Source organism: Oricola indica, assembly GCF_965227485.1.
Lineage (GTDB): Bacteria > Pseudomonadota > Alphaproteobacteria > Rhizobiales > Rhizobiaceae > Oricola > Oricola indica.
In genome coordinates this window covers 1025954-1052013 of the sequence record NZ_OZ245747.1, presented here as the reverse complement: position 1 = coordinate 1052013, position 26060 = coordinate 1025954, and the positions used below count along the sequence as shown (strand labels likewise).

The window sequence follows — 26060 nt, the reverse complement described above, 5'->3', positions numbered from 1 at the left end:
CACCGAAGACGGAAACTGCATTCAGTCCCGTCGCTCCGCACAATCGCTTTAACGATTTGACAAGACCCGCAATCCGTTGCGCAGCGCCAAAACCCGTCATATCCGTTCCGAATTGAAGCCGGATTGACCGATCCGCCACCTGCGATGGGCAGCTGGAAAAGAAAAGAACCCGCCGGAACGGGTTCTTGTAGGCGCTAGTGGACGCGCTCGCAGACGGCATCGATGACCTTGTGCAGTCGCGGCGTAGCTTGCGCGTTTTCGGTGACCCTGCCGGTCAAGGCGTAGGTCACGGCATTGAAGAGACGCCAGGCAGAATGGTCGGCCTGAAACGCTTCGAATGAAGGCTCTTCCCACTCCTTCTGCACTTCGGCAATCCGAGTGACATTGATGATGCCCTGGCGATACATTTCCATGATGGCATGGTCGGCCAGGGGCGGTGTCAGCTCGGTTGCGCGGTAGCGCTCGATGGTGCGGTGCTGGGCTTCCCTCTGGTCACCAAGCGGTTCGACCAGCTCGCCAACCAGGCCGGGCAGATCGCGTTTGGCGTTTGCCGTGTGCTTGCGCTTGATGACATGTTCGGCAATGAACGCCAGATTGTCGCAAACGAAGACACGCGAGCCAAAGGAAATCCCGATCGGGAATTTCTTGTCGTGGCTGTTGCGCAAGCCGACCGTGTCCTCGTAGGCACCGTCAAGACTGCGCAGGGAGAGGAGGCCGAAGAAGCGGGCACCGTCCTCGGTCACACCATAGTTCTCCTCGGTGACCTCGTGGCCGAAATAGCCGAGCGAGTATTTGACCAGGTCCACCACGCGATGATGCGGAATGGGAACATGGGTATCGGTTGCCTCCGGCGTCACCAGTGCCCGCAAAGCATCATAGTCGCAAGGCTCAGCGCCTGCGTGAAGCATCAGCGTCATAGCTGCCTCCTGTTGTAAGGAACTTTTACATATAGATTATAGCATATAAATCAGATATATTTACTTTCGATATTCAATATTTATTTTTTTTCGTTTATTATTAAATATATGATGCAATCATTACGCCGCAATAATATAACGACGCGACTATCGGAATTCAGTATTCTGGGAATATTTCTTGTCAAAGGCACTGGGTTAACACGGTGAAGTCGATCAGACAGCGTCAACGCCACATCGCCTTGACACGATCTCCGATCCGTTGCGCAGCGCAGATGCGGGCCTTCTCCATGCTAGACTGGATGCGGATTGAACATCCGACTTCCCCACATCACGAACCTGAAAGGAGCATCATCATGCCCACCATCGGACGCGTGCGCCTGCAACCGGACGGCAGCTATCGTGGTCAGCTGAAGACCCTGTCGATGCAGCAGGCGATCCACTTCATGCGCAATCGCAAGACCGCGGACAACCAGCCCGACTTTCTTGTCATGGCCAACGATATCGAGATCGGCGCCGCCTGGATCCGCAACGCGATTTCCAGCGGCAATGAATATGTCTCGATCAGCCTCGCCGCGCCTGAGTTCGGTAACAAGACGCTCTATGCCAATCTCGGTCGCGCCGCTGGATCGGATGACGACGGCGACTTCGCCATCATCTGGAACCCGCAGGATTGAGGGAACAAGAAAGCCCCTTCGCTTAATTGCGAAGGGGTATTCGTTTACGCCAGTTCGAGCTGTTCGCATCGTGCCTTGTCCATGAAGGCTGCAAGGATCTCGAGCTGGTGCGGAAGAACAGTTTCGGTCAGGAACGACACGCCATTGGCGATGCCATTCTGCCAGGCCAGCATGACCTCGAGCGGATCGTGCATCAGCACCACCTCCCCTTCCCCGATATCCTCGGTATGGAAGAGATGTTCGCGCGGATCGAAGCCGTTCGGAAAGATCAGCTCCGGGCTGTCGCCGTTGACCGCCTGGCCGCAATAGGCGACCAGTTTTCCCTGCCCATCGCGGATGGGAATGGCCAGCCGCCCGCGCATGATCCCCTTCGGGGCATAGCCGGCGCCGAAGGCCTGACAGGTCTCCGGCGCCAGCCCCAGGCCTGCGACGGAATCATGGTCCGCCTGCAGGTAGGCGAGAGGCTGGAGGCTTCTTGCAACCTCCTTGCTCCTCTCCTCGGGAACTGTTCTGCGACGATCATCCGCCTCCCTCCCCTGCCCTGTCTCTTCGGCAAGGAATTTAGCGGCCTCCTTCATCGAGCAATCGCGCACATGCGCGACGAGCGCGATGACGTCGCCGCCGGTATGGCCGGCGAAGCAGTAGAAGGCCGCCTTGGCCGGCGTGACGACAAGCGTGCGCTTGCCGCCGGACTGGCAGGCCGGACACGGCCCGCGGTACTGACCATGAGCTTCCCGCATCTCCAGCTGAAGTGCGGGCAGCATGGATTCTATCGCCACGCGCTGTTTCAGAATGGCGAAGTCGATGAACGGCATGGCTCACCTCTCAAATTAGATTCTAGGAAATCGGTCGTCGATCACGACCTGAAATAAGTATATCACGAAGATTGGTGATTAAATATTATTCTTATTTAAGCGAGCAAGCGCACGATCAGCTCATACAATACGTTATCTTGTTTCATTATCAAAACAAGCGTGTATTTCACGATTTACGGGATCTAAATTATTTATTTTTCGCTATATATATTATCGCTTGCATTCTGGACCCGTATCCATTCATGGAGCATCGTATCAGGCAGCGGCGAAGTAATCGGCGCATTCCTGCGTCGTGAAGGTCGGGATGAGGCTTCCGATTCTGTCCCACAGGCCGTCGATAGTGCGCTCGGCAGCCTTTGTGAGCATGGCCTTCAGCTTGGAGAAGGCATACTCTATCGGGTTGAAGTCCGGGCTGTGGGGCGGAGGGAAAAGCAGCGAGGCTCCAGCTGTTTCGATCATCTGAAGGGTCTGCGGTCCCTTGTGACTGGAGAGGTTGTCATGATCACGATGTCGCCCGGCCGTAGTTCCGGTATTAGCACCTGTTCGACATAAGCCTCGAATGCGATTCGGTTGATCGGCCCGTTCAGCACGAGGGACGAGATCACGCCTCGCAGCGTCAGTGTGCTCACGAAAGTCGTGGTTTTCCAATGATCATGATGAATGCCGGCCCGCAGTCGCTCGCCACGCGGAGCCTGGCCAACCGGATGATTGCTGAAATCGTCAGAACCGTGTTGAACTATCCGGCTTTTTGCGGCCTCCCTACTGCTCTCCGTGGGAACTGCCCCGCGACGATCTTCCGCAACCCTCCCCTGCCCTTTGACTTCGCCAAGCAATTCGCCGGCTGCCGTCTCCTGACGACCATTCCGGGCGTTGGTCCCCTTGTCGCGACAGGCATTGGGGGAGGATCAGTATCATCTCGCCAACAGCACCGTGACCAGTTCAGGCTTCCAGGATAAGAGCACCAGGATGCCGATCGCAGCGACGATAAACGGAGACAACGGTTTTAATATGCCGCCGGGAGTACATCCAGAGACTTTGGATGCAACGTAAAGCGCGGTTCCGACTGGTGGCGTTAGCAGACCGATGACAAGGTTCAAGCACACGACGACTCCAAAATGGAACGGGTCAATACCGTAGTTTGAAACCGCAATGGGCAACAGTATAGGCACAATTAGGATCAACGCTGCAATCGCGTCGATGAGCATGCCCACTCCTAGCAAAAGCACATTCAGCAAGAGCATGAAAACAAATGGATCTTGCGTCAGAGACTGTATGAAAACCGCGAGATTCTGCGGAATTTTTTCGTAAATAATAATCCAGCCGAACACATTCGCAGCGGCGACGAGGAACAGCACCATCGAACTGTTCATCAGCAGTCTAACCAGCATGTCCGGGACATGTTTTGGATCAAACTCCCGATGGAAAACACTGCCGACAATGATTGCCGCGACCGCGGCCAGCGCTGCAGATTCAGTGGGCGTTGCCACTCCACCCGCAATTCCGCCGATGATGACAACCGGGATGGAAAATGACGGCAGCGCGGCAATGATGTTTCTGAGCGCCTCGCGCAGATTTTGACGACGCTCGCGGGGAAACTCGTAGAAGTAGCCCATGATCGCCACGACGATTAGAAAGGCGGCTCCCATCAACAGACCGGGAATTATGCCGGAAATGAACATGTCGCCGATGCTGATCTGGGCGAGAACGCCGAAGATCACGAACAACATGGAGGGCGGAATAATGGGCGACATCAATCCGCCAGCAGCCGTGATGGCCGTAGCCACATTTCGGTCGTAGCCGCGCTTGCTCATCTCCGGCACCATGACGTGCCCCATTACGGCGATCTGAGCGTTTGCTGAGCCGATGATCGCGGCCATGAACATGTTGGCGATCAAATTGATGTAAGCCAAGCCACCTCTAAGAGAGCCCACGAAGACCGAGGCGAAGTTCACCAGACGGCGCGTAATGCCGCCTTCGTTCATCAGTTCGCCCACAAGCATGAAGAGCGGAATCGCGAGCAGACCGTATTGCTCCAGCCCGCCATATAGTTGCTGGGGATATGACAGGAAAAGGACGTCATTCCCGCTTAGCCAGATGTAAACGAGCGCCGACATCGCCAAGACAAGTGCGATCGGGACACCTGCAAAAAGAAAGACTGAGAATGCGACGGCGACCATCGTCAGGAAACCTCTCCCAATTCGGGCAGATCTAGTTGGATTCCGCTTCCTCCGGCGCTTTGAGCGCCACCTAAGAGATTACGCAGCGCATGAACGGTGATCGAAAAGCTGAAATAGGGAATAATGAGCCAAAGCCAGAATTTGGGAATTCCAAGCGTGGTCGTGACTTCGGAGTAGATGAAGTTGAAGGTCTGACCGGAGAATTTCTTCGTATCAAAGCCGGTTTCAGCAAGCGTCAAAGGGTCAAACCAAAACCAAGTCAACACCAGAAGAACCAGTGCAAAAGCGAGAACGCAAACATCAACGAATACCCCCAAGGGCCTGGCAAATTTCGGGGTTAGCGCATCGGGGATCAGTGTCACGGAGACCGATTGCCGGTAGTGTAATGTGACCGAGGCTCCGAGAAATCCCATCCACACCATCGCGGAAATCGCCGCCTCATCGACCCAATAAAGCGCATGCCCCATGCTTCGGGTAACGACATTCAGCAGTATCAGGACCGTGATCGACCCGGCGAGAATCGCACCGACTACCATCTCAAATCGAGCGAGCCCGATACTAAGACCGCGCAATAGTCTCATTATGTCCTATCCATCCCGATAACCGACCGGGGCTAAAGGCCCCGGTCAACTGGTCTATTTAATCTAAAGCGCCGCCGCTTCGCTACGAAGCGCATCGATCGAGGACTTCTGATCGCTCCACATATCTTCCCACTTTTCCACCACGCTCGGGAAGAATGTCCGATCGACCTGCTTGACCTCAATCCCTGTCGCTTCGATCTTTTTGATCATTTGAGGCTCCGCTTCGGCGTAGAATTTCATTGTCTGATCGAGCGCTTTTTTCATCGACTCCGAGACAATCGCCTTTTCGTCGTCCGAAAGCCCTGCCCAAACCTTACCCGAGACGAGTCCCACCATCGGGAACATCGAATGATTGGTCAGCAAAAGATGGTCGGCACGATCGTAGAACTTGAAATTGGTGATGAGTTCGACGTCGATGTCGATTGCGTCGACTTGACCGTTGGCAAGCGCGTCATATACGTCAGGCAGCGGCATTGGCGTAGGTGCAACACCGAGAATTGAGTAGAAGTCCTTGAACGGCTTGAAGGGCGTGATACGCATCTTTGCGCCTTGAAGGTCACTCCACTTCTCAACCGGTTTCGTGGACATCATCTGCCGCATCGAGGCGAGGCCGTAGCCGACACCGACGACACCCATCTCCCCGGGCAGCTTCGTCAGCATTTCTTGGGCGGTCGGTCCGCGTAACAGGGTAGCCGCATCTTCGGAGTTGGTTACGAGGAACGGCGCATACAATGCGCCGAATTCCGGGATCCGGTTCGAAACATCGGCGATAGTGAGAAACGCCATGTCCAGCGCACCCGTCTGAAGCTGTTGGACCATCTGGCTCTCATTGCCGAGCTGCCCAGCCGGAAACACCGTCACCGTATCAGCGCCGCCTGACGCCTCGCTAAGCATCTTGCCCATCGCTTCAGCGGCTTTCGACCATTGATGGCTCGGCGGCACGATCGTACCAAGCCTGTAGTCCTTGGCCATTGCGGTGTTAAATACAAATGTCGCCGCGAGGGCGGCAGCGGCCGCCGCTGCCACGATTCTTGAAATGGATGCCATTCGCTTTTCTCCTCCTAAATAAATCGAGTTGGCATGAAGCTCATTGTATTCAGTGCATGACCGAACCACCGTCGACGACCGTAACCTCCCCTGTCATGAACGCACTGTCGTCCGACACCAGGAACAAGAGCGGACCGATCAAGTCTTCCGGCAGCTGATCGCGCTTGATGGCACGGCTTGCCATCACTGGCTTATTGAGGCTCTCGATAAGGTCCGGACTCGCCACGACCTGGTCCGACAGAACGAGCCCGGGGGCAAGCGTGTTGACCGTAATTCCGTCCGCGGCGACTTCGCGCGCCAGAGACCGCGTAAAAGACAAGACTGCGCCCTTAGACGTCACATAGTGAAGAAAGCCAGGAGTTCCCTTGAACGCGGTACCGGACGCGATATTTACGATACGGCCATATCCTTGGCGCTTCATGACCGGAACGACCGCCCGTGCACAAAGGAACGGTCCTTTGACATTGACCGCCAACACCCGGTCCCATTCATCCGGATCGATCTCGGAAAACGGTTTGCTGCGCAGCGACGCCCAAATCGCGGCATTGTTGACCAGAATGTCCAGCCGCCCCCACTCCGAAACCGCCGCTTCGACCGCGGCCGATATACTCTCAAAATCGGTCACATCGGCCCTCTCGAACCGCACCTGATGACCTTTCTCACAGAGCCTGTTCGCCGTCGCCGTTCCATCCAGTACATCGGCGATGACAACCTTGCACCCTTCCTCGGCCATTGCGCCAGCATACGCCGCACCAATGCCTTGCGCGCCCCCGGTCACGATGGCGACTTTTCCTTCAAGTCTTTTCATAGTGCTTCCGAAACTCCCACGAAGCCTGTTACGCAGCAGGCTATACCCAGCTTCCGTTCACATAAATTAATAATGGCTTATATCTAACATCATGAATTACGATGCCTGAGACCCAAGGACGTCAGGCATCGCAAGACCGGAACTGCCATTACTCGGCGGGTGTCGTCACATGAGCCTTGGCATGAGTAAGCGGTTCGTCCGGCAACCGGTTCGTGCCGGGGATATCCACCCCGGGCAACAGCACTTCAAGATCCTCGAACTGCAGGCCCTTTTGCTGGTAGGTGTCGTCATCCCCGTTGAACATGGTCCCCCAGAAGCCGCGATCCAAGTCAGTCGTGCCAAACAACCAGTCTCCTATCGGAAAGGTCAGGTTGAAATTCTTGGTCTGCATCAAACCCAAAACATGATGGATATAATGCATGCGCCTGACTGTGTTGATCAGCGGAATCAGCTTCAAATAGGGGTGCTTTTCGTCGTCGAGATGAGAGAGCGTGTGCACGAACTCATAGAACAGATAGTAGCCGGTCATCGAAATGACGATCAGGTAGGCCGCATTGGACGATACGAGCCAGTTCGCAACCAGCGCCGGAGGAATGGCGAGCAGGACAAACGCAATCGGCGCAAACGGCGGAAACAGCAGGGCCCGCCACTCTTTATGGCCCTTGTATGCAAGATCATGATGCGTGAAGAACTGATGGTGGCTCGTACAATGCCGCTTGTAGACCATCTTTAGCCCCGGCACAGGTCGATGCATAACCCAGCGGTGAGCCGAATACTCCGCAAGATTTCCGACCAATGCGAACACGGGAACGAGAGCCCACTCCCACAAACTCGGCTGGTCGAGCCGGCCGATGCAGTAGATGAGAGTGCCGACGGTTAATGTCAGCGTAAATCCGAGATGGTACATGCCGTGGTACCAAGCCGGCGTATCAGCAACGAATTGCTTACGAAATTTTTTCTGGCGCTCTTGTTCGCGCGCATCGCGTTCCGGTGGCTGTTTGAATTGTGGCATAAGACTCCTCCGCCATAGAAATACGATTGAGGAGGAACTCTGACATCCTGCGGGCCGAGAGGTCGTTCTCACGACAAGTCGAAAATTCTCATTTGGAACTTATTTTTACGCCTTCGAGACGGCGTTTCCGGTCGGGAACCCCGCCCAACTGGCTATTGCTAAATCCTTGGACTATATTCCGACTGTGGAAAAAAGTGGTTCGAAAATCCTCGCCGGTCCGTTTGGACGCGCCGCGCTCCTCTCGCTCAAGGCGCGATTGACAGCGCATGCGCATGCACATTGCCACCTCATTATGAAATTGAGCGGACCCGATCAGGAATTCGTGGTGGACGGTCGTACATTACCGCTTTCCAACAACCGGGCCGTGCTCGTGAATATGTGGCAGGAACACCACTACACGCCGATCAATACAGATGCACCGAGCACCTATCTCGCCCTCTATCTAAATCCGAACTGGCTCCGGCAACGCGACGAGATTTTCGAGGGGTGCAACCAGCCAGGCTATTTCACGAATTCCTCGGCGCCGGTCTCGCCGTCAATTCGTCGTGTCGCCAATGAATTGCGGCACGTTTTGAACGATTCCATGCCTCAGTCCGAGACCGCCTCGGATTTGATCGTGGATATCATGAAGAAATTCGCATGCACCGAACGTCGCGCGAACCCCGGCGCCCTGCCCGTTTCCGACTATCGCATCCGGCGTGCTCTTGACCGGATGCATGAGTCCTATGAAGCGCCGTACGACTTCAACGCGCTTGCGCGCTACTCCGGCCTTTCGCGGTCACGTTTCAATGTCCTGTTCAAGGAGATTGTGGGCGTTGGGCCCGCAATCTACGGAAACGCGATCAGGCTGGAGGCTGCCGTTTCGGCATTGGCGTCGCGATCGCGAGCCCAGGACGTGGCGACAGACTTGGGGTTCAGTTCGCCCGCGAATTTCAATCGGTTCTTTCAGTTTCACACGGGAGTTCCACCGGCGATGTTCCGCAAATCTCTTCAGAAACCAGCAAGCTGAACACCTGCGTAGCGAATGCGCATGCCGACGTCAGCCTTTACCGGGCAACGCCAACATTCTGATAGACGTGCTTTAGCTCGCAGAAATCGAGCAACGCATCATATCCGTGCAACCGCCCGATACCGCTTCTGCGATAGCCGCCGGTTTCCGCCTCGGCGAACAGCTTGTTGTGGTCGTTGATCCAGACTGTTCCGTTGCGGAGTTCGCGCGCAACCCGCCACGCGGTATCGTTGCGAGTGGTCCAGACCGACGCCGAAAGGCCGTACTCGGTATTGTTCGCCTTGGCAATCGCCTCCGCTTCGTCCGAGAACGGCTCCAGGACAATCAGCGGACCGAATATCTCTTCCTGGCAAAAAAAAGCGTTGTCGTCAGCGTGGACGACCAGGGACGGAGACAGGAACGCGCTTTGCGAATTTGTCCCGGCTGGGACTTCCGCGCTCAGCGCAACTTCATCGGCCGCTGCTTCGGCCGCGGCAATGCGTGCCGCAACACGATCCCGCGCAGTCCGGTCGATCAGAGGCCCCATCATCACCCCTTCGGACAATCCGTCCCCGATCACGATGTTTTGCAGGGCATCCCGCAAAGAATCGCGCATTTCCGCCAGACGTGAAGCATGAACCAAAACGCGGCGCGCAGCGGTGCATTGTTGACCCGAGATGATCGTCGCGGCCGCCGCGATCTTCGGAGCAACGGACGCGATGCCGGCATCATCCATCACAAGGCAGCACGACTTACCGCCCAGTTCGAGCGACAATTTCTTCATTGTGGGCGCCGCATCCGCCATGATCCTCGACCCGACCGCATTCGAGCCGGTGAAGCTGATGACATCAACATCCGATGACCTGACAAGGAACTCCGACACCTCATTGCCGATTTCGGGAAGGATGTTGACGGCACCATCCGGCAAGTCGGTGTCAGCCACGAGCAAGGCCAGGCAGGCCAACGAAAACAACGCCGTCTGCGGCGCCGGCTTGATGACGACGGTGCAGCCCACCGCCAGCGCCGGCGCAAGAGAACGAACTAACAGCACCGCCGGGGCATTCCACGGAATGATCAGCCCTGCCACACCTGCAGGTTCCCGCATCATGATGGAATACTCGCCCGGTGCTACTTCCATCGCGTGCCCCGGATTGTGGCGAGTCAAACCGGCATAATACCGGATCTCGGAGACCGAGCCCGCAATCTCGCCGCGCGACTGCGCCAGAGGTTTGCCATTGGTCACGGTCAGCAATTGGGCGAGGCGTTCAGCCTTCGACTCCAAGGCATCCGCCCACCGCAGAAGCACCATTTGGCGAAGTCTCGGCTGACGCGGCCAGAGCGTTCTGTCGAAAGCCATGCGCGCCGCGGAGACTGCCGCTTCCGCTTCCGATCGCCGCGCAAGCGAAAAACCGCCCAATTGTTCGCCGGAAGCTGGATTTATCGAAGAGGCCTGCTCGCCTTGCCCGCCCTCGGCCCATTGACCGCCAATAAACAAACGAGTCTCCAAGGTGGAACCGGCCAAAGTATCTGCGGTCACGGTCGATCTCCCTAACTTGCGGATCATGCGCCCAGTAGATCTGCTGCAGCGCGCCCCTCTTCGATTACGGAAGCAAGGTCGATTTCAAGCTCGCCGGGCACGCGAATGCGCTTGAACCGAAACGGATCAGAATTTGGGGGTACCGTCGCATCGAATCCCATTTTGGCTCCGACACCTTTTTCGGTGGAGGGATCGAGCTTTGATCCCTGTGCGTCGGTAACGATCACAAGATCCCGGTCCGCCTGAAACCGCGTGGCAAAAGCCCACTCGACCATTTGCGGATCATGAACATCGACGTCCCGATCGACCACGGTTACGTGCTTGACGTCATAGTGCGCCGCCAGCGCGCCGAGAATGACGTTCTTGACCTGGCCCGGGGCAGGTTTGTCGATTTGGATGTAGAGATGGTAACGGCACACGCCCCCTTTCGACAAATGCACGTCTGTGACGTTGGAAAACGACCGCTGCAATACGGAAAGAAGCGTTGCTTCGCGCGGTATACCGCCGAGCAGCAGATGTTCGAGTCCACCGCCGACGATGGTATGAAACAAAGGATTTTCGCGATGTGTCACGCGGTCGATCTCGATTACGTGACGATCCGCACGTTCGCCGTAATATTGCGGGAACTCGCCGAAAGGCCCCTCCGGCGCCCGTGCTTGGGATAGCAGACGCCCTTCGATAACGATTTCCGCAAATGCGGGGACGAGGAGTTCGCTGCCGATGCAGCGGATAACTGGAAGCGGTGCGCCCATCAAGGCGCCCGCGACACCCATTTCGTCGAAGTTTTCTGGCACGATCGCCTGGGAGGCCAGTAGGCAGGCCGGACTCACCCCAATCACGATCGCGACGTCCAGATCATTACCCACCGCTTCGGCGCGCTTGAAATAAGACAGGGTGTCACGCGGCAGCAAAAGTGCACCCAGCAAACGTGGTCCGGATATCTGCAGCCGGTGGATGGCCATGTTCTGGATACCGGTCTCGGGATTGCGGCAGATCGTTATTCCAGCCGTGATATAAGCGCCGCTGTCATGTTCGTTATGGGTCGGTATGGGGAGGATATCGCGCAGATCGAAATTGCCCTCATGAACGATTTCCCGACAAGGCGCCTCGGAAACAACGACTGGGGCGATCGGCTCTCGCACGGAGTTTTGAAATGTCTTGATCAGTTTGTCCTGAGTTGTACCCAACGCCTCGGCCATCCAGGCACGATTGGACAACAGCCCCGAAATAACTGTTCCGCGATGCCCAGACGGATGCGGAAAGATCGAAGCACGTTTTCCGTCCAGCCTATTGGCGATGCCCGCCACCTCAAAGTTTAGATCGAGATTGTCGCGGGCTACCGCGAGACGACCGGAATGCTCGAGATTGATAAGCCAGTCGCGTAACTCGAAACCGGAGCTCGGCGCCGGTAACACAGAAGACGCCCGGTCAGAACTCTGCGCCATTGTCAAAAAACCTCCCTCACCGCATTCGGGATTGACGATAGCCATCTGCCTAAATAGCATCAAATAATAACTAACTATCTATGCCATCACAAAGCGCGATAGAAAATGGAATTGCGCCAAATACAATATTTAATCGCGCTCTTCGAGGAAGGCTCGGTCACCCGGGCTGCCCGCAGGTTGAATATTGTACAACCGGCAATCAGTCAGCAGTTGTCAAAACTCGAGGATGAACTTGGCCAAGCGCTGTTTCATCGTACGCCGAAAGGCATGGTGCCAACCCAAGCCGGATGCGATGCCTACCGCATGCTACGTCCCGTCCTGCAGGGGCTTGAAAATGCCCGTCAGGAGCTGAGCGCACCGAAAGGCGCGGTCAAGGGACATCTTTCCATCGGAGTCGTTTCCTCCATCACAAACAATACCCTTTCTGAGACCCTGCTGCGTTTCAACGCCGCACACCCAGAGGTAACCATACGCGCGACCGGCGGGTACACTTCGGACCTCCTCGACCTTTTGAAAAGCGCGCAACTTGATATTGCGATCGTCAATTCGCCACCCAAAGGTGGTCCGTTTGACCAGCAAACCATCCTAGAAGAGGATTTTGCCCTGATCTGCGCCGCAGATCAGGCAAGGAAATTCGACGGTCCGGTCAATCTTGTTAAAGCGCCGATCGAACCGCTGGTGCTCCCTTCGATTCGTCACGGATTGCGAGGAGTGATGGAATCTCTATTTTCGGCGCACGGCGTTGAATTACGATCGCGTATCGAGATCGATGAATTGAGTGTAATCGAAGACGTTATCTCGCGTTCGGAATACACCACGATATTGCCCCCAACCGCCGTCAACAAGGGGCTCCTCAACGGTTCCCTGGTATGTATCGACATCAAACCGCACATAGCGCGACGCATTGTTGCGGCGACGAGCCATTCGCGCCCCATAAACACGCCCGCTCGCCTGTTTATCAAAATGCTGCAGCAGACGACCTCGGAAATCCTTGAAAAACTTCAACTGATAGGCCCTGCAAAGATATAACGTTTCATTATCGTGGCGATGGTATCAAATTAATTGTTTGCTACGTCCCATTGTGATTCCCTCTACCCAAGAGGGAGGACCAGTAAGTGGTCAATACCGATAGTCTGCCGCCCACTCGTCTGATAGTCGGAATCTCTGGTGCGTCCGGCGTCCGTTACGGTATCCGGCTTCTGGAAATTCTGCGCGACACACCGATCGAAACGCATCTGGTGCTGACGCGTTCGGCTGAAATTACGGCCGCGCACGAAACGCGCATGAAGATCGATGCGATCCGCTCTTTAGCGGATGTGTGGTACAAGGCGGAGGACATCGCCGCGCCTATTTCCAGCGGGTCCTACCGCACGATCGGCATGATTGTCGCACCTTGCTCGATCAAATCCATGTCGGAAATCGCCACCAGCCTTACGTCGGGTTTGTTGGCGCGCGCGGCCGACGTCACGCTCAAGGAGCGGCGCCGGCTCGTGTTAATGGTTCGCGAGACGCCCCTGCATTTGGGACATTTACGGACAATGACCGCCGTGGCGGAAATGGGCGCGGTAATCGCCCCGCCGGTCCCGGCGTTTTATGCAAATCCGACAACGATAGAGGAAATGATCGATCACACGATCGGCCGGGCCCTAGATCTTTTTGACATCGATGCGGGTACGGTGTCGCGCTGGAAGGAAACCGCTCAGTGACAAAGATCGACCAGTTTTTCGATTTCTGCGCGCCGCTGTTCCTCAGTCGCGCCAAGATATATCGACACATTGTGCGTCATCGCGCTTCGGGCGTCAAAGGCTTCGGGCAGCAAGAATTTTTCAAACCCGCAAGAAAAAAGATTGGACAGTATCGCCTGCTCCAGTCTCTCTACTTCGATTTCCACGGATTTCAGCTTTTGTCGCACGGCTTCAACCTGCTGCGGATCCGGGTGGGAACACCCCTTCATTGCATGCCGGACGGTTCGCAACGGCACGACATGCTCCCGATGCCATCGACCGACTGCAGAATGGATTTTCTCAATGGCGGTGTCACCGCTAATCTTCCGGCCTTGGTGGCCGACCCACAGAAGAAACAGCACGATATTCACGTCGAGTCCAACCTCGTCCTGCAGCGTAAGACAAATCGGTGCCACTCCCACGCGGCTGTAGCGCTGAATGGAAAACTCCCAGAATGCAAAGCTTATCGCGGTCTCGTTCAATTTAACGATGATCACCTTTTTTTGCCCGGCTATCGGTGTGCGCGGAGGAACCGATAAGTGCATCTAGAGCGTAAAATATCCGGTCCGCAAGGGAGACACCGGATAGAAGAAGCCACTCTGCTGGCGGGGCGCGACGAATTTATTGATGGTCCCGCAACGTCGAAGACGGTGAGATCATTGCTTTGCGAGCAGGCGCCGAAGCCTTTCAAGATTACTGGGAGCGATCGGATTCCGACGAGAAGGCACTGGTCGAGGATTGATATTTCACCGCGGAGACGGGCCGGCTCGACAAAGACGACCTGTTCGTCATCGAACGCGTCGACAACATGTTCATTGCGGGCGACGAGAACCTCTTGCCTGTGGAAGTGGAAAGCCGCCTTTCGCTCCATCCCGGTGTGGAGCTAGCGGCGATGTTTGGCCTGCCTGACGAACGCAGGGGCAAAATAAGCGCCGCTCATATAAATTCGCGAGAGGAAGCCAGCGAACAAAAGCTTGATGCGCGCATCGCCACAACTCCGGCCCCGCGAACTTCAAGCGTCCTCGCAAATACGTGCGCGTCTCCGAACTCCCGAAATTCCCAGTCGGCAAGCTTTTGCGCCGAATGATCCATGACGGTACGTTTCCGCACGATTGAATGATCTGTCAGATTAAAAAGCCAAAATGAGGATAGACCAATGCAGGATGAATTCGCCGACGCCTGTCTCTTGCCGAGCATGACGGTTTTCACATCCAAGTAGATCCCAGGTATGAACGATAAGACATTGTTCTCGCCCGTCCACCGATGAACGCAATTTCGATGACCCAGCGCGATCAGTTACGTCCAGCGTTCGAGGCGCTGGAAGCGGATGATTGGGCCCGCGTGATCGTAATTCGCGAAAAGCGCCCGCCTCCTTCAAAGGAAATTATTTCTGGCTATGCCGTTGGAAGACGGTACTCCATCAGCAGATTCGCGACCGTGCTTCGTACGGCCGCCAACCTTGGCCAAACGGAAGTAACGGGAGATCGAAGCCGGCGACAGCTTTCCGTTGAATAGATCGTCTATGTTAAACGCACGCCTGGATAATACTGTTATTGATTGATCAGTATGACAACTTTTATAGCCGCCTCTCTCATGTCGATTAATCCGTCACTGTTTTCGGGAACCGCGACTTGGGCGCTCTTGACTTGGCGTTTGCGCGTATCCCCTTCCCGCTTCTGAAAATCGCATGGTGGTAGCTGCAATATGAAAATACCGGAAACCGGACACAGCGGACAATGGAAATTTGAAACCGACAAGAGCCACTCCGCCGTCCGTTACGGAAACGAAGGCGTAGATGTCATCGCAACACCGGCGCTGATCGGGATGATCGAACTCGCCTGCCACCGCCTTATCCTGCAGGTTCTTGAACCGGGCGAGGCGAGCGTTGGCGTTCACGTCGATTGCACCCATGTCAGGGGGGCCGTGATCGGCCTCAGCGTAACCGTATCCGCTTGCATAACGGAGGTCGCAAAGAACCAAATTACCTTTGAAGTGTCCGCGCTCCACGGGGATATCGTGCTGATGCAGGGCCGCCATACCCGTGCCATCGTCGACTTGGATCGCCTTAAGCGTGGCCTGGTAAAACCCGCAGCAGCCATGGATACTTGATCGGCACGGCTATTGTGTGGTGATCAGCCCCACCTGAGTGGTTCAGTTTGATTGTTTGCGCATGACCAGTCATGTCGTTCGCTGCAAACCAGGTCGCGCCCTTTGAGAGGATGTCGCGCTCCGTTCGAAGCTGACGATTCTCCTTGCGCAGCCGCCGGAGCTCTTCCCTCTCGGCGCCATTCATGGCCTCGTCGCATATTCCGCCGTTGATCTCCGCCTGTTTGACCCAGCCATGGATCGTGGCGACGCATGGCTCGAACTCACGTGCAAGGCTTTCAACACTGCCCCGGCTCGTGCCAAATGCAATGATTTGATCCCTGAATTACGTAGGGTACGGGTTCCTGGTTTGCGGCATGAACAACACTCTACTTCACAATCGAAAAAGTGTTCATCAAACCGAGAGAGCTCCAACGGCACTCCAAGTCACACTTGCTTCAAGTGTATAAATCCTCTAAAATTTACTTGAAATAAATGCTTGAAGAAGCCTCATATTTTTAATAATGATTAATATACTAAACGCAGTATTATTTGCTCATTTCTATTTTTCTATGATACTGGACAACCATTTAAGGATGTCAGCCGCATCCGTTACGTCGGCATACTTCTGATGCATATCGTAGAGGCTGGCTTCATGCGGCGCACTAGCCCGGTCACCGCAACAGTCACGGGGCACAAGGACGTTAAAGCCAGATTGGACAGCATCGACTACCGTTGCTCTTACACAGCCGGAGGTCGTCGCTCCGGTTACGATCACCGTGTCAACTTTCGCACCTGTCAGCAACGCCGACAGCGGTGATCCGAAGAATCCGGAAGCTCCTTTTTTGACGATGACGGGATCTCCCGGCTGTATACCAGTGGCTTCGTCAATTTCGACCAAACGCGAACCTTCGAGTAGCGCCGCCATGCCGGTCGCTTTTCTGAGCCAAGGTAATCTGCCCACTTCCCCGGGATGATAGGCAATGGTTGTAAAAATAACAGGAAATCCCTTTGCCCGAGCGAGATCAGTTAGTCGCCTCGTTGCCGCGATCTGTGCACTCATGTCTGCTGCGGTTGGATACCGGACATCGGTAAAGCCGTAGGTGAAATCCACCACGACGATCGCCGGGCGGGTACCGCGTGGGACGGAAGCGCCAAAGCCCGCATTCTTGTAAGTCTGTTCCTGAGACATCGTAGTTCTCGAATAGGCAGGATCCCGCCGTCGTTCCGAAATAATATCCGGTCGCCGCGGGATCCGCTCGGGAGGAAATCGGACCGCGGTTAAGCGCGAGCCATCTGGATATCTTTCACGACAATGTCACCGTCGATGACAATCGGTTCGTCATCGAGGAACAGCGAGCAGCCGCGCATTGGGATATCGACATGGCAGGCAGTGTCGTTCGGACCGCCCAATTCATTGTTCGGGCCGGTGGAGAACATGACATTGCCATAAAAGCTGCGCGGCTCCATGCCCATGCCGCCCGGGAACTCACCGGGAACCATGCGGTGCCACTTCGCGTTCGGATTCATCCCCCAACCAACATGGCTCATGCCCAAACCGCGTTTATCATCGAAGCTATCCATGTAGGATTTCAGCAATTCCGCATCGAGGCTACCTCGCATGTCGGTGATCCATCCCTTCTCGATCGTATAGGTGATCGGTTCGCGCACATAGATGTTCTGAGGTAACAGAACATCGCCCGGCGCCACGACGATCTGGCCATCGACACCATCATCATCGCCACCCGTGAATACGAAACCCGATGGCCAGTGATCCCAGCGCCCAGGCTCATCGGTGCAGGCATATTCCATCAGCGTGGGATAGGTGTTCAGCTTGTAGGTCACGTCGGTACCGTGCGGCGAAGTAATCCGCATCACCTTGGCCTTCGCGAGTATCTCGCCGGCGATCTCGACTTTCTCCCGCAATTCCTTCGTCGGGAGCATCCGCGCCAGCAGTTCTGGCGGCTCGACCGCAGTCAGGATGCGGGTGCCGGCGGCCTGAATCGCCATCTGCTCGGGCGAAAACAGTAGGAAGATGCAATCGACCAGCATGTCGCAGCTTTTCAGCGCCTCAACCGCATCCGGCATGGCCGCTAGGCCGGTTACGCCGACATTCCAACCCCCGGTCGGAAGCGGCGCGGGCAACCGCATGTGGTACATTTTCGCTCCGAGCCTCTGACCTGCCGCCAAGAAGGCATCCGCATAATCCAGTCGGTCATTGCCTTGTGTCAGCACAACCAGTTTCTCGCCCTCGTGGACACCCGACATCTTGAGCTGATGCAGGCAGATTTCTGTAAAACTAGCGTGATCCATCGCATCGTTTCCTATTGTTGTTTCAGTTCGTCTACAAATCCATCACCGCGGCGAGGAACCCTTCCAGGTCGTCCCACGGGATCATGTGACCTGCACCCTCGACGGTACGGACCTCGGTCTGCGGCGCCAGCTCGCGGATTTCGGCGACATCGCCGTCCTCGATCACCGACGCGCCGCCGGCGACAACAAGGCGCAGGGGCAGCCCGATTTCGGCCAGATCGGCGTGGATGTCGTCGGTGTGGAATCCGTCATAGGCCGTACGGATCGCGTCGAGCTGACAGGTGTGCAACCATTCCGCGCGAAGTGCGTTCTGCTCGTCGGTCCAGGTCGGGCAGAAACTGCGCATGTCCTCGCCGGAGCAGCCCTTCAACGCCATCAGTATGGAATCCTCGTACCAGGGCCACGGCGACGGATACGCCCGCCGCCCCGGACCAGAGACCGGCGGGTCGACCAGAACCAGTTGCCCGACAATTTGCGGATCGATCCGCGCGGCACGAATGGCGACGCGGGCGCCCATCGAATGGCCCAAAATCACAGGCTTTCGCATTCCCGTTTCCGCAATCACGCCCAGCACGTCAGCGGCCATCGCGTTGAGCGAATAGTCCAAGTCACCAGACTGGCTGAGCCCCCTGCCCCGCACGTCGAGCACATGCACGTCGAATCGCTCGGCCAAACGCTCGGCGACGAAAGACCAGGTTATGGCAGGCGAAGTGATGCCCGGAACCAGCAGCATCTGCGGGCCCGGGCCCGGATGCCGGATCAGGTGCTGGCGAATGCCGTTGGCGGAAATGTTGTATCCTTGCGTCACGAGGGACTCCTCAATAAGCGCCGGAGAGCAAAGCGCCACCCCCGGAAACCCGCGTACCGATGTCTAGCGCCCTGAGCATCTGCCAAGTGGTGGCGATCGCTGCCGTTACGACGGGTTTTCCGGTCTGCGCCTCGACCATCGGTACCGCCGGGAGCGAAGGCATTTGCACGCAAGCCGACAAGACCACTGCATCGACGTCATCGGTTTTCATTTCCGCCACAATGGCAGGCAGATTCATCGGGTCATGCGCCGCGACCGCTAAGTTGTCCTGAATCTCCAGCGCACGATAGTCCGCGACCTCGATCCCTTCGTTGCGTATGTAATCGACAACCATCTCTGTCAGCGGCTTCATGTAAGGCGCGACCACCGCAACCTTTTTTGCGCCGATTGCGTGCAATGCGTCGATCAGCGCGCCTGCCGACGTTACGACCGGTGCCGGCGCGCCGTTTTCCTCCGCCACCTTCTGGAGGCGGGGTCCGGAAACGCAGTGATAACCGTACCCCATCGACATGATCGCGACGAGGCAGGCATAACCCATGACATCGACCTTGGCGTCTGAGAGCTCCAGCGCGCAGCGATCGCTATCTGCATCCATCGCCGCCAGTTCCTCCTTGGTCACATGCTTCATGCGCATGCGCGAAGAGTGAAAAGTGAAGCGCTCTTCCCCGATCGTTTCTCGCGCCCGCAGGAGCGCGGGAATCTCCGTTTCCATTGTGACGTTGGAGGAAGGCACGATCTGCCCGATGCGAAACTGCTTCATGTCCTGGAACCTCTTCTCAAAGCGGCTTCATCATAAATTATCTTTTTGTATAATTACAAGCGAAAAACAGACTGGCAGACCAACCAATGAGAAGGGGGACTAGGCGATGGCCGGACGTCAGCGTGCATAGCGTCGCAATCCGGTTACGCCGGGAACGTGACGAAGCAGATCCGCACGCCTTCTCCTGCTAGGCTGGGCTAATGCTTAGGCAGGTGCAGTGATGCCAGCCGCTAGGAACCGGACGAGTTGATCAAGCATGTCATGGTCTTGAAGCGTGCCGATTTGGCCGTCGGTCAGATCATTCAAACGGCCCAGATCGTTGAGCATGAATAAATAAGTCCCCACAAGAAACGCCATCCGGATACTGAGTATGTTCTTGGGGATATCGGGCAATTCTTCAGATAAGGCCTGGATATAACGTTTGACTGAAGCATCGTAGACTTCGCTACGAAGCCGCAGAGCATGCTCTTCAGGTTCCGCGTGGAGGCGCGCTTGGAGGCGCACAAATGCCGCGCCCCCTGATCCGCTTTGCTTGATATCCCATTGCGGCTGCAGATACGCACGGATAATGTCCTCGACGCTCGGCTTTACATTACCATCCAGAAGACGGTCTAGAAGCACATGACGCGCCCCGGAGATTTCACCTCCGCGTCGACGGAATACCTCGTCGAAAAGCTCTTGTTTCGAACCGAAATAGTACCGGATAAGCGCGGGATTAACATCCGCGGCCGCCGCGATATCACGCACTCGCGCGCCCGCAAATCCATGCTCGGCAAAAGCAAGTTCAGCTTCATTGAGGATCGTTGATCGGAGTTTTTCATAGCCCTTGGGTCGACCGGGCTTGCGCTTCGCCCGGGGCCTATCTGTGGTAGCCATCAGCGTTTCCAGCTATTGTTGTATCCGACTGCCTTCATCACCCACCTGCTCGAAATCATGCAACACCCTTAATTATACAAAAGATTAATTTGATAGATTCTGCTCACTACGTCGCTTTGCATCATGGCGCGAAGTCATTAACCCGTTCAATGGGGCCGACCATCCCCGAATATGCCACAGTCGATATCGAGCTCGCAAAGAACATCCTCCAGCTCCATGGGGTCGAGGATAACGGCAGATTGTCGTGCACCATCGGCTTCGCCGCAGACAGCAGCTCGTGTTCTTTCAGGAGCGTCGGATGACGCATTTTGCGGCCGCGGGCGCCATCTACGAAGCCGCGAGTCGTCTGCCCATGATAATTGGTCGCTTTCCGCGTACTTATACTTCAAATCGCAGATCGACAGTCGTCTCCGGAGCTTGACGCGGAAAAACATGAAAGATCCGCTCCGGATTAATCGATGCCCAAAAAGGACAGCAGATATTCTTCTCGGACGACATCGCGACACGGGCGCCTGGTCGGTCGTTGGATGGATCTCGCCCCCCACATTATCAGCATCGGATCACACTTGGCTCACAATCCCTGGAACCCGGCCCTCGCCGTCCAGTAGTCCCAAGCACGGGCGAGGGGCATGTCACTCAACAGCATTGCAGCGGTCTTCTCGATTTCTCCTGGCGATAGATATTTCGGCTGTCCAAGCGGAAGCGTGTTCAGGATCAGTTCCGCATTGTCTCGCATATAGATCGAGATCATGCAGATCGCCGCCAGATTCGGGGCAGCGCACACTGCGCCGTGCCCGCGCAAAAGCGCCGTGGCGTTTCCGCCGAGCGCGCGGGCTAGGGAGTGTCCCATCTCCAGCGTATCTACGAGCATGTTGGTGTCGCCGAAATCTGGCTTGCTGTCCCATACCGGCGTTTCGGCCCCGGCGACAGCACCCATGTGGAAGGCGGGCTTCAGCGGGATATCGGCCAGAGAGAACGGGATCACCGAGTGGGCGTGATGATGCGATACCGAGTTGATCTCGGGTCGCGCCATATAGATCGCGCCATGGATATATCGTTCCGCATAAGGGCGGCGCGGATCGTTGGACACGAGTGTGCCGTCAAGCTCGAACTCCATTATATCGCCGCGCGAGACGACTTCCGGGCTGCGCGATCTGGAAAGCAGAAAACGGTCGGGATTCGTCGGATGACGGACGCTCACATGGCCGAACCCGTCAATGACATTCTCACGCGCGAGTATCCGGTTGGCGATGACAAGATCCCGGATCGCATTGTCGCGCAGTTGGGCCTCACTCATTGTGTCCTCCTCTTCTGAAAAACTTCGGGGTCATGGCTTGACCGCCATCAGCAGGACGCCGGCGGTCGCGATGATCGTGGCGACAATGACGGTCTTGCTCGGCATGCGTTCGGTCCGGAATATGGCGACCGCAAGCAGCGCCGCGATAAAGACCTCGATCGAATTGATGAAGGCGACGCGACCGACACTCGTGAGCGCCAGCGCCCCGAACTGCATGATTTGTCCCGCAGACATCAGAAATGCCGCAAAGAGCTGCCACGGGTTCGGCCTCTTCAAAGCACTGGCGACGATTGAGCGATATCGGGGGCTGACCATCGACATGCCCGCGTAGAAACAGAGCGCCGTCATGGCGCCGATCAGCGCGCCGAAGAAAGCATTCGGGATCTCCACGAGACCGAATTTACGCGCAACAAAACTGCATGCGTAGAGTGTTGCGGACCCGACCCCGAACGCCAATCCGCGAGAGATAACGGCCCACCGCTCCGGATCGTCCGTCGAAATACGGACGCTTGCGCGATTGTCCCAGTAAAGCAGCAGGAAACTGACCGCGATCAGCACCATGCCGCCGCCGGCCAGGGGCGAAATCGTCTCTCCGATGACCACCGCGGACAATAGCAGCGATATGAAAGGCATCAGGCGGCGCGTCGTCGAGGCGCGGATGACACCGGCGAACTCGATCGATTTGAACATCGTGATTCTGCCGCCGACTGTTGCCAGCAGTCCGGAAGCGACGAACCAGCCGGTGGCAGTCCAGATGGCGCCCGAGCCCGATGGTGTTTCGCTTGCGGCCACCGCGCTCCCGCCGAACAGCATCCACGCGAGGCTTGACAACAGCCCCGTGACAATGGCGGAAAGCAAAACTCCGCTTTCGCCGCTGCTGGAGCTGGCGCCCTTCGCGATGGCTACGCTTGACATCGCATTCGCAAATGCGGCCCCGAGGGCAAGGAATTCGCCGGTCAATGTTTCGTCGTCACGATTGTTGTTCGCATCGTCTGGAACGGTTACCCGGCGACCTTGCGACCATATCACTTAGAGAGCTAATTAAATTCGTATATCGCGTTTCAGAGAATGTGTCGAGTTGTGCGGGAAGCCCATATGCTCGCTTGACAAGCCGGATTTCCGCGCCATAAGCTTTATAAGTTAGCAATCTAATGATTGCCGATTTGGGAGGAAACCATGAAAAGACTGTTTGCGAGCGCCGTAACCGGCGCAGCAGCGCTGTTGCTCGTCGCATCCACCGGCGCGCAGGCGCAAACCTATAATCTGACCCTGTGCGGAGCGAGCCCCGGCGGTTTGTGGAGCCTTCTCGGTGCCGGCATCGATGCGGCCGTCAAGAAGTCCTTTCCGGGATCCACGGTAACGTATCAGACATCCGGCGGCGGGCTCGCCAATGTGGCCTTGCTCGATCAGGGAACCTGCGATGTGGCGATCATCCACGACGCCGAGGCGAAGCTGGCCTTGAGCGGCAAGGAGCCGTTCAAGGCTCCCATCGAGAGCATGGCGACCGTCGCGCAGCTCTACACCTGGGCGCCGATGCAGGCGATCGTGAGCGCCGACTTCGCCAAGGAGCACAACCTCGCGAAACTGGAAGACATCGCTGAGCAGAAACTGCCGATCCGCATCGCCCTCAACAAGCGCGGCAACATCGTCAGTTCGGTCGGTGAATCCATGCTGAATGCCATTGGCGCGAACATCGACGAGATCAAATCCTGGGGCGGCGACGTGCAATTTGCTGCGTCCGGCGAACAGGGCGACCTGATGCGCGACCGCCGTGTCGACATGATCCTCAATTCGCTGTTCGTGAATCACAGCTCGATCCGCGAGCTCGCGTCCTCCATCGATGTCGATCTGTTGCCGATCACCGAGGAAACGGCCCAGAAGGTCGTCGACGAGTGGGACATCAAGCCGTTCACGATCAAGAATGACTCCTATGACTGGACGAACTCCGATAAACTCACCGTGACGGTATCGGCACAGCTGTTCGTGCGGGCCGACGCCGACGAGCAAATGGTCCACAACATCTCCAAGGCGCTGGTGGACAATGTCGACCAGCTGAATGGCGTTCACAAGGCGATGGCGCCGCTTGACGTCGAACTGATGGCCGGCGCCCGGACGGTGCCCTATCACCCTGCCGCGAAGAAGGTCTTCGAGGAAGCGGGTTACTGATCCGCTGAAGTTTGCGCCGGGGCGTTTTCACGCCCCGGCGCAGTGACGCCCACCAATCAAAAAATGGCACCAAGCCAATGCTCAGCATTTTCTTCGACACCGGGACACGCCGATCTCCGGGTGGCCTGACGGGCCATGCCGTAAAGGCATTCGCGGCCGCGACGGCCGTGTGGACCGTCTATGCGGCGGCGTTTTCGCGCGCCGACGCCCTCACGCTCATCATGACGTTCCTGTCGCTGATGCTGGTCCTGACATTTGTGCTGATCGGTCCGACGGCGCACTCCGACCGCGAGCGGATCCCGTTCTTCGACTGGGGGCTGGCCCTTCTTGCGGCTGCGACCGGGGTTTATTTCGTGTCGCAGGCCGACATCATCGCGCAACGCATCACGTTACTCGATCCCTTGTCCACCTATGACGTCCTGTTCGCGTCGCTGATCCTGGCCCTGACGATCGAGGCCATGCGGCGCACGGTGGGGGTCGGGCTGACGCTCATCGTCCTCATATTCCTGGTGTACAATCTCTTCGGCGACCGGCTTGGCGGCGTGCTCGGTCATGGCCTCATCACCTACGAGCATTTTCTCGACATCACCATTTTCACGACGGACGGTCTGTTCGGGGTACCGCTTCGCGTCGCCGCGACCTACGCTTTCCTGTTCGTGCTGTTCGGAACGACGCTGTCCTATGCCGGCGGATCGGTGTTCTTCTTCAATATCGCCGCCTATCTGACCGGCCGCTCGCCGGGCGGTCCGGCCAAGATCGCGGTCATTTCGTCCGGACTTTACGGAACGATCTCGGGCAGTCCGACATCCGATGTCGTGACGACCGGCGCCATCACCATTCCGATGATGAAGAAGATGGGCTATCGCGCGACCTTTGCCGGCGCGGTAGAGGTGGCGGCGTCCACGGGGGGCAGCCTGTTGCCGCCTGTGATGGGCGCCGCGGCCTTCATCATGTCGGAATATACCGGCATCGACTATGTCGACATCGCCTTCGCAGCCCTGATCCCGGCGCTTCTCTATTACATCCCGATCTATCTTCAGGTGCATCTGCGCGCCAAGCGAAACAATCTCGCCGGCGTCGACCGGTCGGAGATTCCGTCGCTGAAGGTGACGATGCGCGACGGCGGGCTGTTCATCATCCCGCTGATCGCGATCACCTGGGCGCTCGTCGAGGGTTACACGCCGACCTATGCGGCGGTTTACGGCGTCGCGGCGGTTCTCGTCGTCTCGATGGTCCGCAGCAACACACGGCTTTCTCCCGGAAAGATCTACGACATCCTGGCGGAAACCAGCCTGCGCACCGTGCCCGTGGCAGGCGCATGCGCCGCGGCGGGACTGGTGATCGGCGGAATCACCATGACCGGGCTGGCGTCGAAATTCAGCGCGTTGGTGTTTCTGCTGTCCGGCTCGGACCTGTTTTCCTCGCTGACGATTGCCGCCTTGCTGACCACGTTGCTCGGCATGGGCATGCCGACCCCCAGCGCCTATATCCTTGCGGCGGTGCTGATTTCGCCTGTGATGCGGTCTCTCGGCATCGAAGACCTGCCCGGCCATCTTTTCCTGCTTTATTTCGCCGTCATGTCCGCACTGACCCCGCCCGTGGCGGTGGCGGCCTATGCGGCGAGCGCGATTGCCGACGAGAACCCGCTGAAGATCGCCGCACAATCGGTGAAGATCGCCATCGGCGCGTTCCTGATCCCGTTCTGTTTCGTCTTCAACCCGGCGCTACTGCTTCAGGGCAGCGTCGTGGAAATCGTGTTCACGACCGTGTGCGCGGCAAGCGGACTGGTCATGATCGCGATAGCGGTCGAAGGATATTGGAACCGGCATCTTCCCGCTCTTTCGCGCATTGCGTTCCTGGCTTCCGGGCTCCTGTTCCTTGCCGCAGGTTACACGACAGCCGCGATCGCGGTCGCGGCATTGGCCGCAGGCGTTGTGATCGCAAAATTGACGGGCAAGGAAGAGAGCATCACAACCGAAACGCGAGCCGGCGAATAGCCGATCGGGATTGCGGTATCCCTCCATGCGCAA

Annotated in this window: 25 protein-coding genes and 1 pseudogene; 8 read left to right on the top strand and 18 right to left on the bottom strand. The window is 57.0% G+C overall.

Annotated features, from left to right (window positions below):
- Window positions 1–194 precede the first annotated feature (194 nt).
- Window positions 195–917: a DUF932 domain-containing protein gene (locus ACQK2M_RS05390; protein WP_425416961.1), complete on the bottom strand. Its 723-nt coding sequence runs from the start codon at window positions 915–917 to the stop codon at window positions 195–197.
- A gap of 353 nt (window positions 918–1270) precedes the next feature.
- On the opposite strand from ACQK2M_RS05390, the gene ACQK2M_RS05385 reads away from it, so the two are divergent.
- On the top strand, window positions 1271–1591 hold the full coding sequence (locus tag ACQK2M_RS05385) for a DUF736 domain-containing protein (RefSeq protein WP_425416960.1): 321 nt from the start codon (window positions 1271–1273) through the stop codon (window positions 1589–1591).
- Window positions 1592–1635: 44 nt separating this feature from the next.
- Here the strand turns inward: ACQK2M_RS05385 and ACQK2M_RS05380 are convergent, their stop codons facing one another.
- The 7 genes and pseudogenes from ACQK2M_RS05380 to ACQK2M_RS05350 all read right to left on the bottom strand — a co-directional run bounded on the left by ACQK2M_RS05380 (window position 1636) and on the right by ACQK2M_RS05350 (window position 8031).
- A complete protein-coding gene (locus tag ACQK2M_RS05380; protein WP_425416959.1) occupies window positions 1636–2406 on the bottom strand; it encodes a CHC2 zinc finger domain-containing protein in 771 nt (256 codons plus the stop codon).
- A gap of 255 nt (window positions 2407–2661) precedes the next feature.
- Window positions 2662–3104: pseudogene (locus tag ACQK2M_RS05375) on the bottom strand (transposase); the annotation flags it as partial.
- 213 nt (window positions 3105–3317) lie between these two features.
- A complete protein-coding gene (locus ACQK2M_RS05370) occupies window positions 3318–4583 on the bottom strand; it encodes a TRAP transporter large permease (RefSeq protein ID WP_425416958.1) in 1266 nt (421 codons plus the stop codon).
- Window positions 4584–4585: 2 nt separating this feature from the next.
- Window positions 4586–5164, bottom strand: coding sequence for a TRAP transporter small permease (locus ACQK2M_RS05365; protein WP_425416957.1), 579 nt, complete (start codon window positions 5162–5164; stop codon window positions 4586–4588).
- A 63-nt stretch (window positions 5165–5227) separates the two neighbouring features.
- The gene (locus tag ACQK2M_RS05360; protein WP_425416956.1) at window positions 5228–6211 is read right to left on the bottom strand and encodes a TRAP transporter substrate-binding protein; all 984 of its coding nucleotides are present in this window, start codon (window positions 6209–6211) and stop codon (window positions 5228–5230) included.
- A gap of 49 nt (window positions 6212–6260) precedes the next feature.
- A complete protein-coding gene (locus ACQK2M_RS05355) occupies window positions 6261–7019 on the bottom strand; it encodes an SDR family NAD(P)-dependent oxidoreductase (protein ID WP_425416955.1) in 759 nt (252 codons plus the stop codon).
- A gap of 148 nt (window positions 7020–7167) precedes the next feature.
- Window positions 7168–8031, bottom strand: a complete 864-nt coding sequence (locus ACQK2M_RS05350; protein ID WP_425416954.1) for a sterol desaturase family protein — start codon at window positions 8029–8031, stop codon at window positions 7168–7170.
- A gap of 166 nt (window positions 8032–8197) precedes the next feature.
- On the opposite strand from ACQK2M_RS05350, the gene ACQK2M_RS05345 reads away from it, so the two are divergent.
- Entirely contained in the window at window positions 8198–9040 is an 843-nt protein-coding gene (locus ACQK2M_RS05345; protein WP_425416953.1) for a helix-turn-helix domain-containing protein, read from the top strand.
- 37 nt (window positions 9041–9077) lie between these two features.
- On the opposite strand, the gene ACQK2M_RS05340 is transcribed toward ACQK2M_RS05345, so the two are convergent.
- On the bottom strand, window positions 9078–10556 hold the full coding sequence (locus ACQK2M_RS05340) for an aldehyde dehydrogenase family protein (RefSeq protein ID WP_425416952.1): 1479 nt from the start codon (window positions 10554–10556) through the stop codon (window positions 9078–9080).
- Between the two features lie 23 nt (window positions 10557–10579).
- A complete protein-coding gene (locus tag ACQK2M_RS05335) occupies window positions 10580–12001 on the bottom strand; it encodes a UbiD family decarboxylase (RefSeq protein ID WP_425416951.1) in 1422 nt (473 codons plus the stop codon).
- A gap of 105 nt (window positions 12002–12106) precedes the next feature.
- Here ACQK2M_RS05335 and ACQK2M_RS05330 point away from each other — a divergent pair, with 105 nt between their 5' ends.
- Entirely contained in the window at window positions 12107–13030 is a 924-nt protein-coding gene (locus ACQK2M_RS05330; RefSeq protein WP_425416950.1) for a LysR family transcriptional regulator, read from the top strand.
- Between the two features lie 86 nt (window positions 13031–13116).
- Window positions 13117–13707 carry a UbiX family flavin prenyltransferase gene (locus ACQK2M_RS05325; RefSeq protein ID WP_425416949.1) on the top strand — a complete coding sequence of 197 codons (591 nt, stop codon included), beginning with the start codon at window positions 13117–13119 and terminating at the stop codon, window positions 13705–13707.
- Here ACQK2M_RS05325 and ACQK2M_RS05320 read toward each other — a convergent pair.
- Complete coding sequence (locus ACQK2M_RS05320) at window positions 13701–14222, bottom strand: TIGR02444 family protein (RefSeq protein ID WP_425416948.1); 522 nt, start codon at window positions 14220–14222, stop codon at window positions 13701–13703. The two genes, ACQK2M_RS05325 and ACQK2M_RS05320, sit on opposite strands and share 7 nt — an antisense overlap.
- 311 nt (window positions 14223–14533) lie before the next feature.
- Here ACQK2M_RS05320 and ACQK2M_RS05315 point away from each other — a divergent pair, with 311 nt between their 5' ends.
- Both ACQK2M_RS05315 and ACQK2M_RS05310 read left to right on the top strand, forming a co-directional pair.
- A complete protein-coding gene (locus ACQK2M_RS05315) occupies window positions 14534–14812 on the top strand; it encodes an AMP-binding enzyme (protein ID WP_425416947.1) in 279 nt (92 codons plus the stop codon).
- 617 nt (window positions 14813–15429) lie between these two features.
- Window positions 15430–15834 (top strand): thioesterase family protein, encoded by a 405-nt coding sequence (locus tag ACQK2M_RS05310; protein WP_425416946.1) that lies wholly within the window; start codon window positions 15430–15432, stop codon window positions 15832–15834.
- Window positions 15835–16372: 538 nt separating this feature from the next.
- On the opposite strand, the gene ACQK2M_RS05305 is transcribed toward ACQK2M_RS05310, so the two are convergent.
- The 7 genes from ACQK2M_RS05305 to ACQK2M_RS05275 form a co-directional block, all read right to left on the bottom strand.
- Window positions 16373–17002: an isochorismatase family protein gene (locus ACQK2M_RS05305; protein ID WP_425416945.1), complete on the bottom strand. Its 630-nt coding sequence runs from the start codon at window positions 17000–17002 to the stop codon at window positions 16373–16375.
- An 89-nt stretch (window positions 17003–17091) separates the two neighbouring features.
- Complete coding sequence (locus tag ACQK2M_RS05300; protein ID WP_425416944.1) at window positions 17092–18123, bottom strand: leucyl aminopeptidase; 1032 nt, start codon at window positions 18121–18123, stop codon at window positions 17092–17094.
- Window positions 18124–18154: 31 nt separating this feature from the next.
- Window positions 18155–18931: an alpha/beta fold hydrolase gene (locus tag ACQK2M_RS05295; RefSeq protein ID WP_425416943.1), complete on the bottom strand. Its 777-nt coding sequence runs from the start codon at window positions 18929–18931 to the stop codon at window positions 18155–18157.
- A gap of 10 nt (window positions 18932–18941) precedes the next feature.
- A complete protein-coding gene (locus ACQK2M_RS05290) occupies window positions 18942–19643 on the bottom strand; it encodes a maleate cis-trans isomerase family protein (protein WP_425419984.1) in 702 nt (233 codons plus the stop codon).
- 252 nt (window positions 19644–19895) lie between these two features.
- On the bottom strand, window positions 19896–20567 hold the full coding sequence (locus tag ACQK2M_RS05285; RefSeq protein ID WP_425416942.1) for a TetR/AcrR family transcriptional regulator: 672 nt from the start codon (window positions 20565–20567) through the stop codon (window positions 19896–19898).
- 571 nt (window positions 20568–21138) lie between these two features.
- Entirely contained in the window at window positions 21139–21864 is a 726-nt protein-coding gene (locus ACQK2M_RS05280) for a class II aldolase/adducin family protein (RefSeq protein WP_425416941.1), read from the bottom strand.
- A gap of 30 nt (window positions 21865–21894) precedes the next feature.
- The gene (locus tag ACQK2M_RS05275) at window positions 21895–22893 is read right to left on the bottom strand and encodes an EamA family transporter (protein WP_425416940.1); all 999 of its coding nucleotides are present in this window, start codon (window positions 22891–22893) and stop codon (window positions 21895–21897) included.
- Between the two features lie 147 nt (window positions 22894–23040).
- Between ACQK2M_RS05275 and ACQK2M_RS05270 the strand changes: the two genes are divergently transcribed.
- Together ACQK2M_RS05270 and ACQK2M_RS05265 are read left to right on the top strand one after the other, a co-directional pair.
- Window positions 23041–24030, top strand: coding sequence for a TAXI family TRAP transporter solute-binding subunit (locus ACQK2M_RS05270; protein WP_425416939.1), 990 nt, complete (start codon window positions 23041–23043; stop codon window positions 24028–24030).
- Window positions 24031–24107: 77 nt separating this feature from the next.
- Window positions 24108–26027 carry a TRAP transporter permease gene (locus ACQK2M_RS05265; RefSeq protein WP_425416938.1) on the top strand — a complete coding sequence of 640 codons (1920 nt, stop codon included), beginning with the start codon at window positions 24108–24110 and terminating at the stop codon, window positions 26025–26027.
- Window positions 26028–26060: the final 33 nt, after the last annotated feature.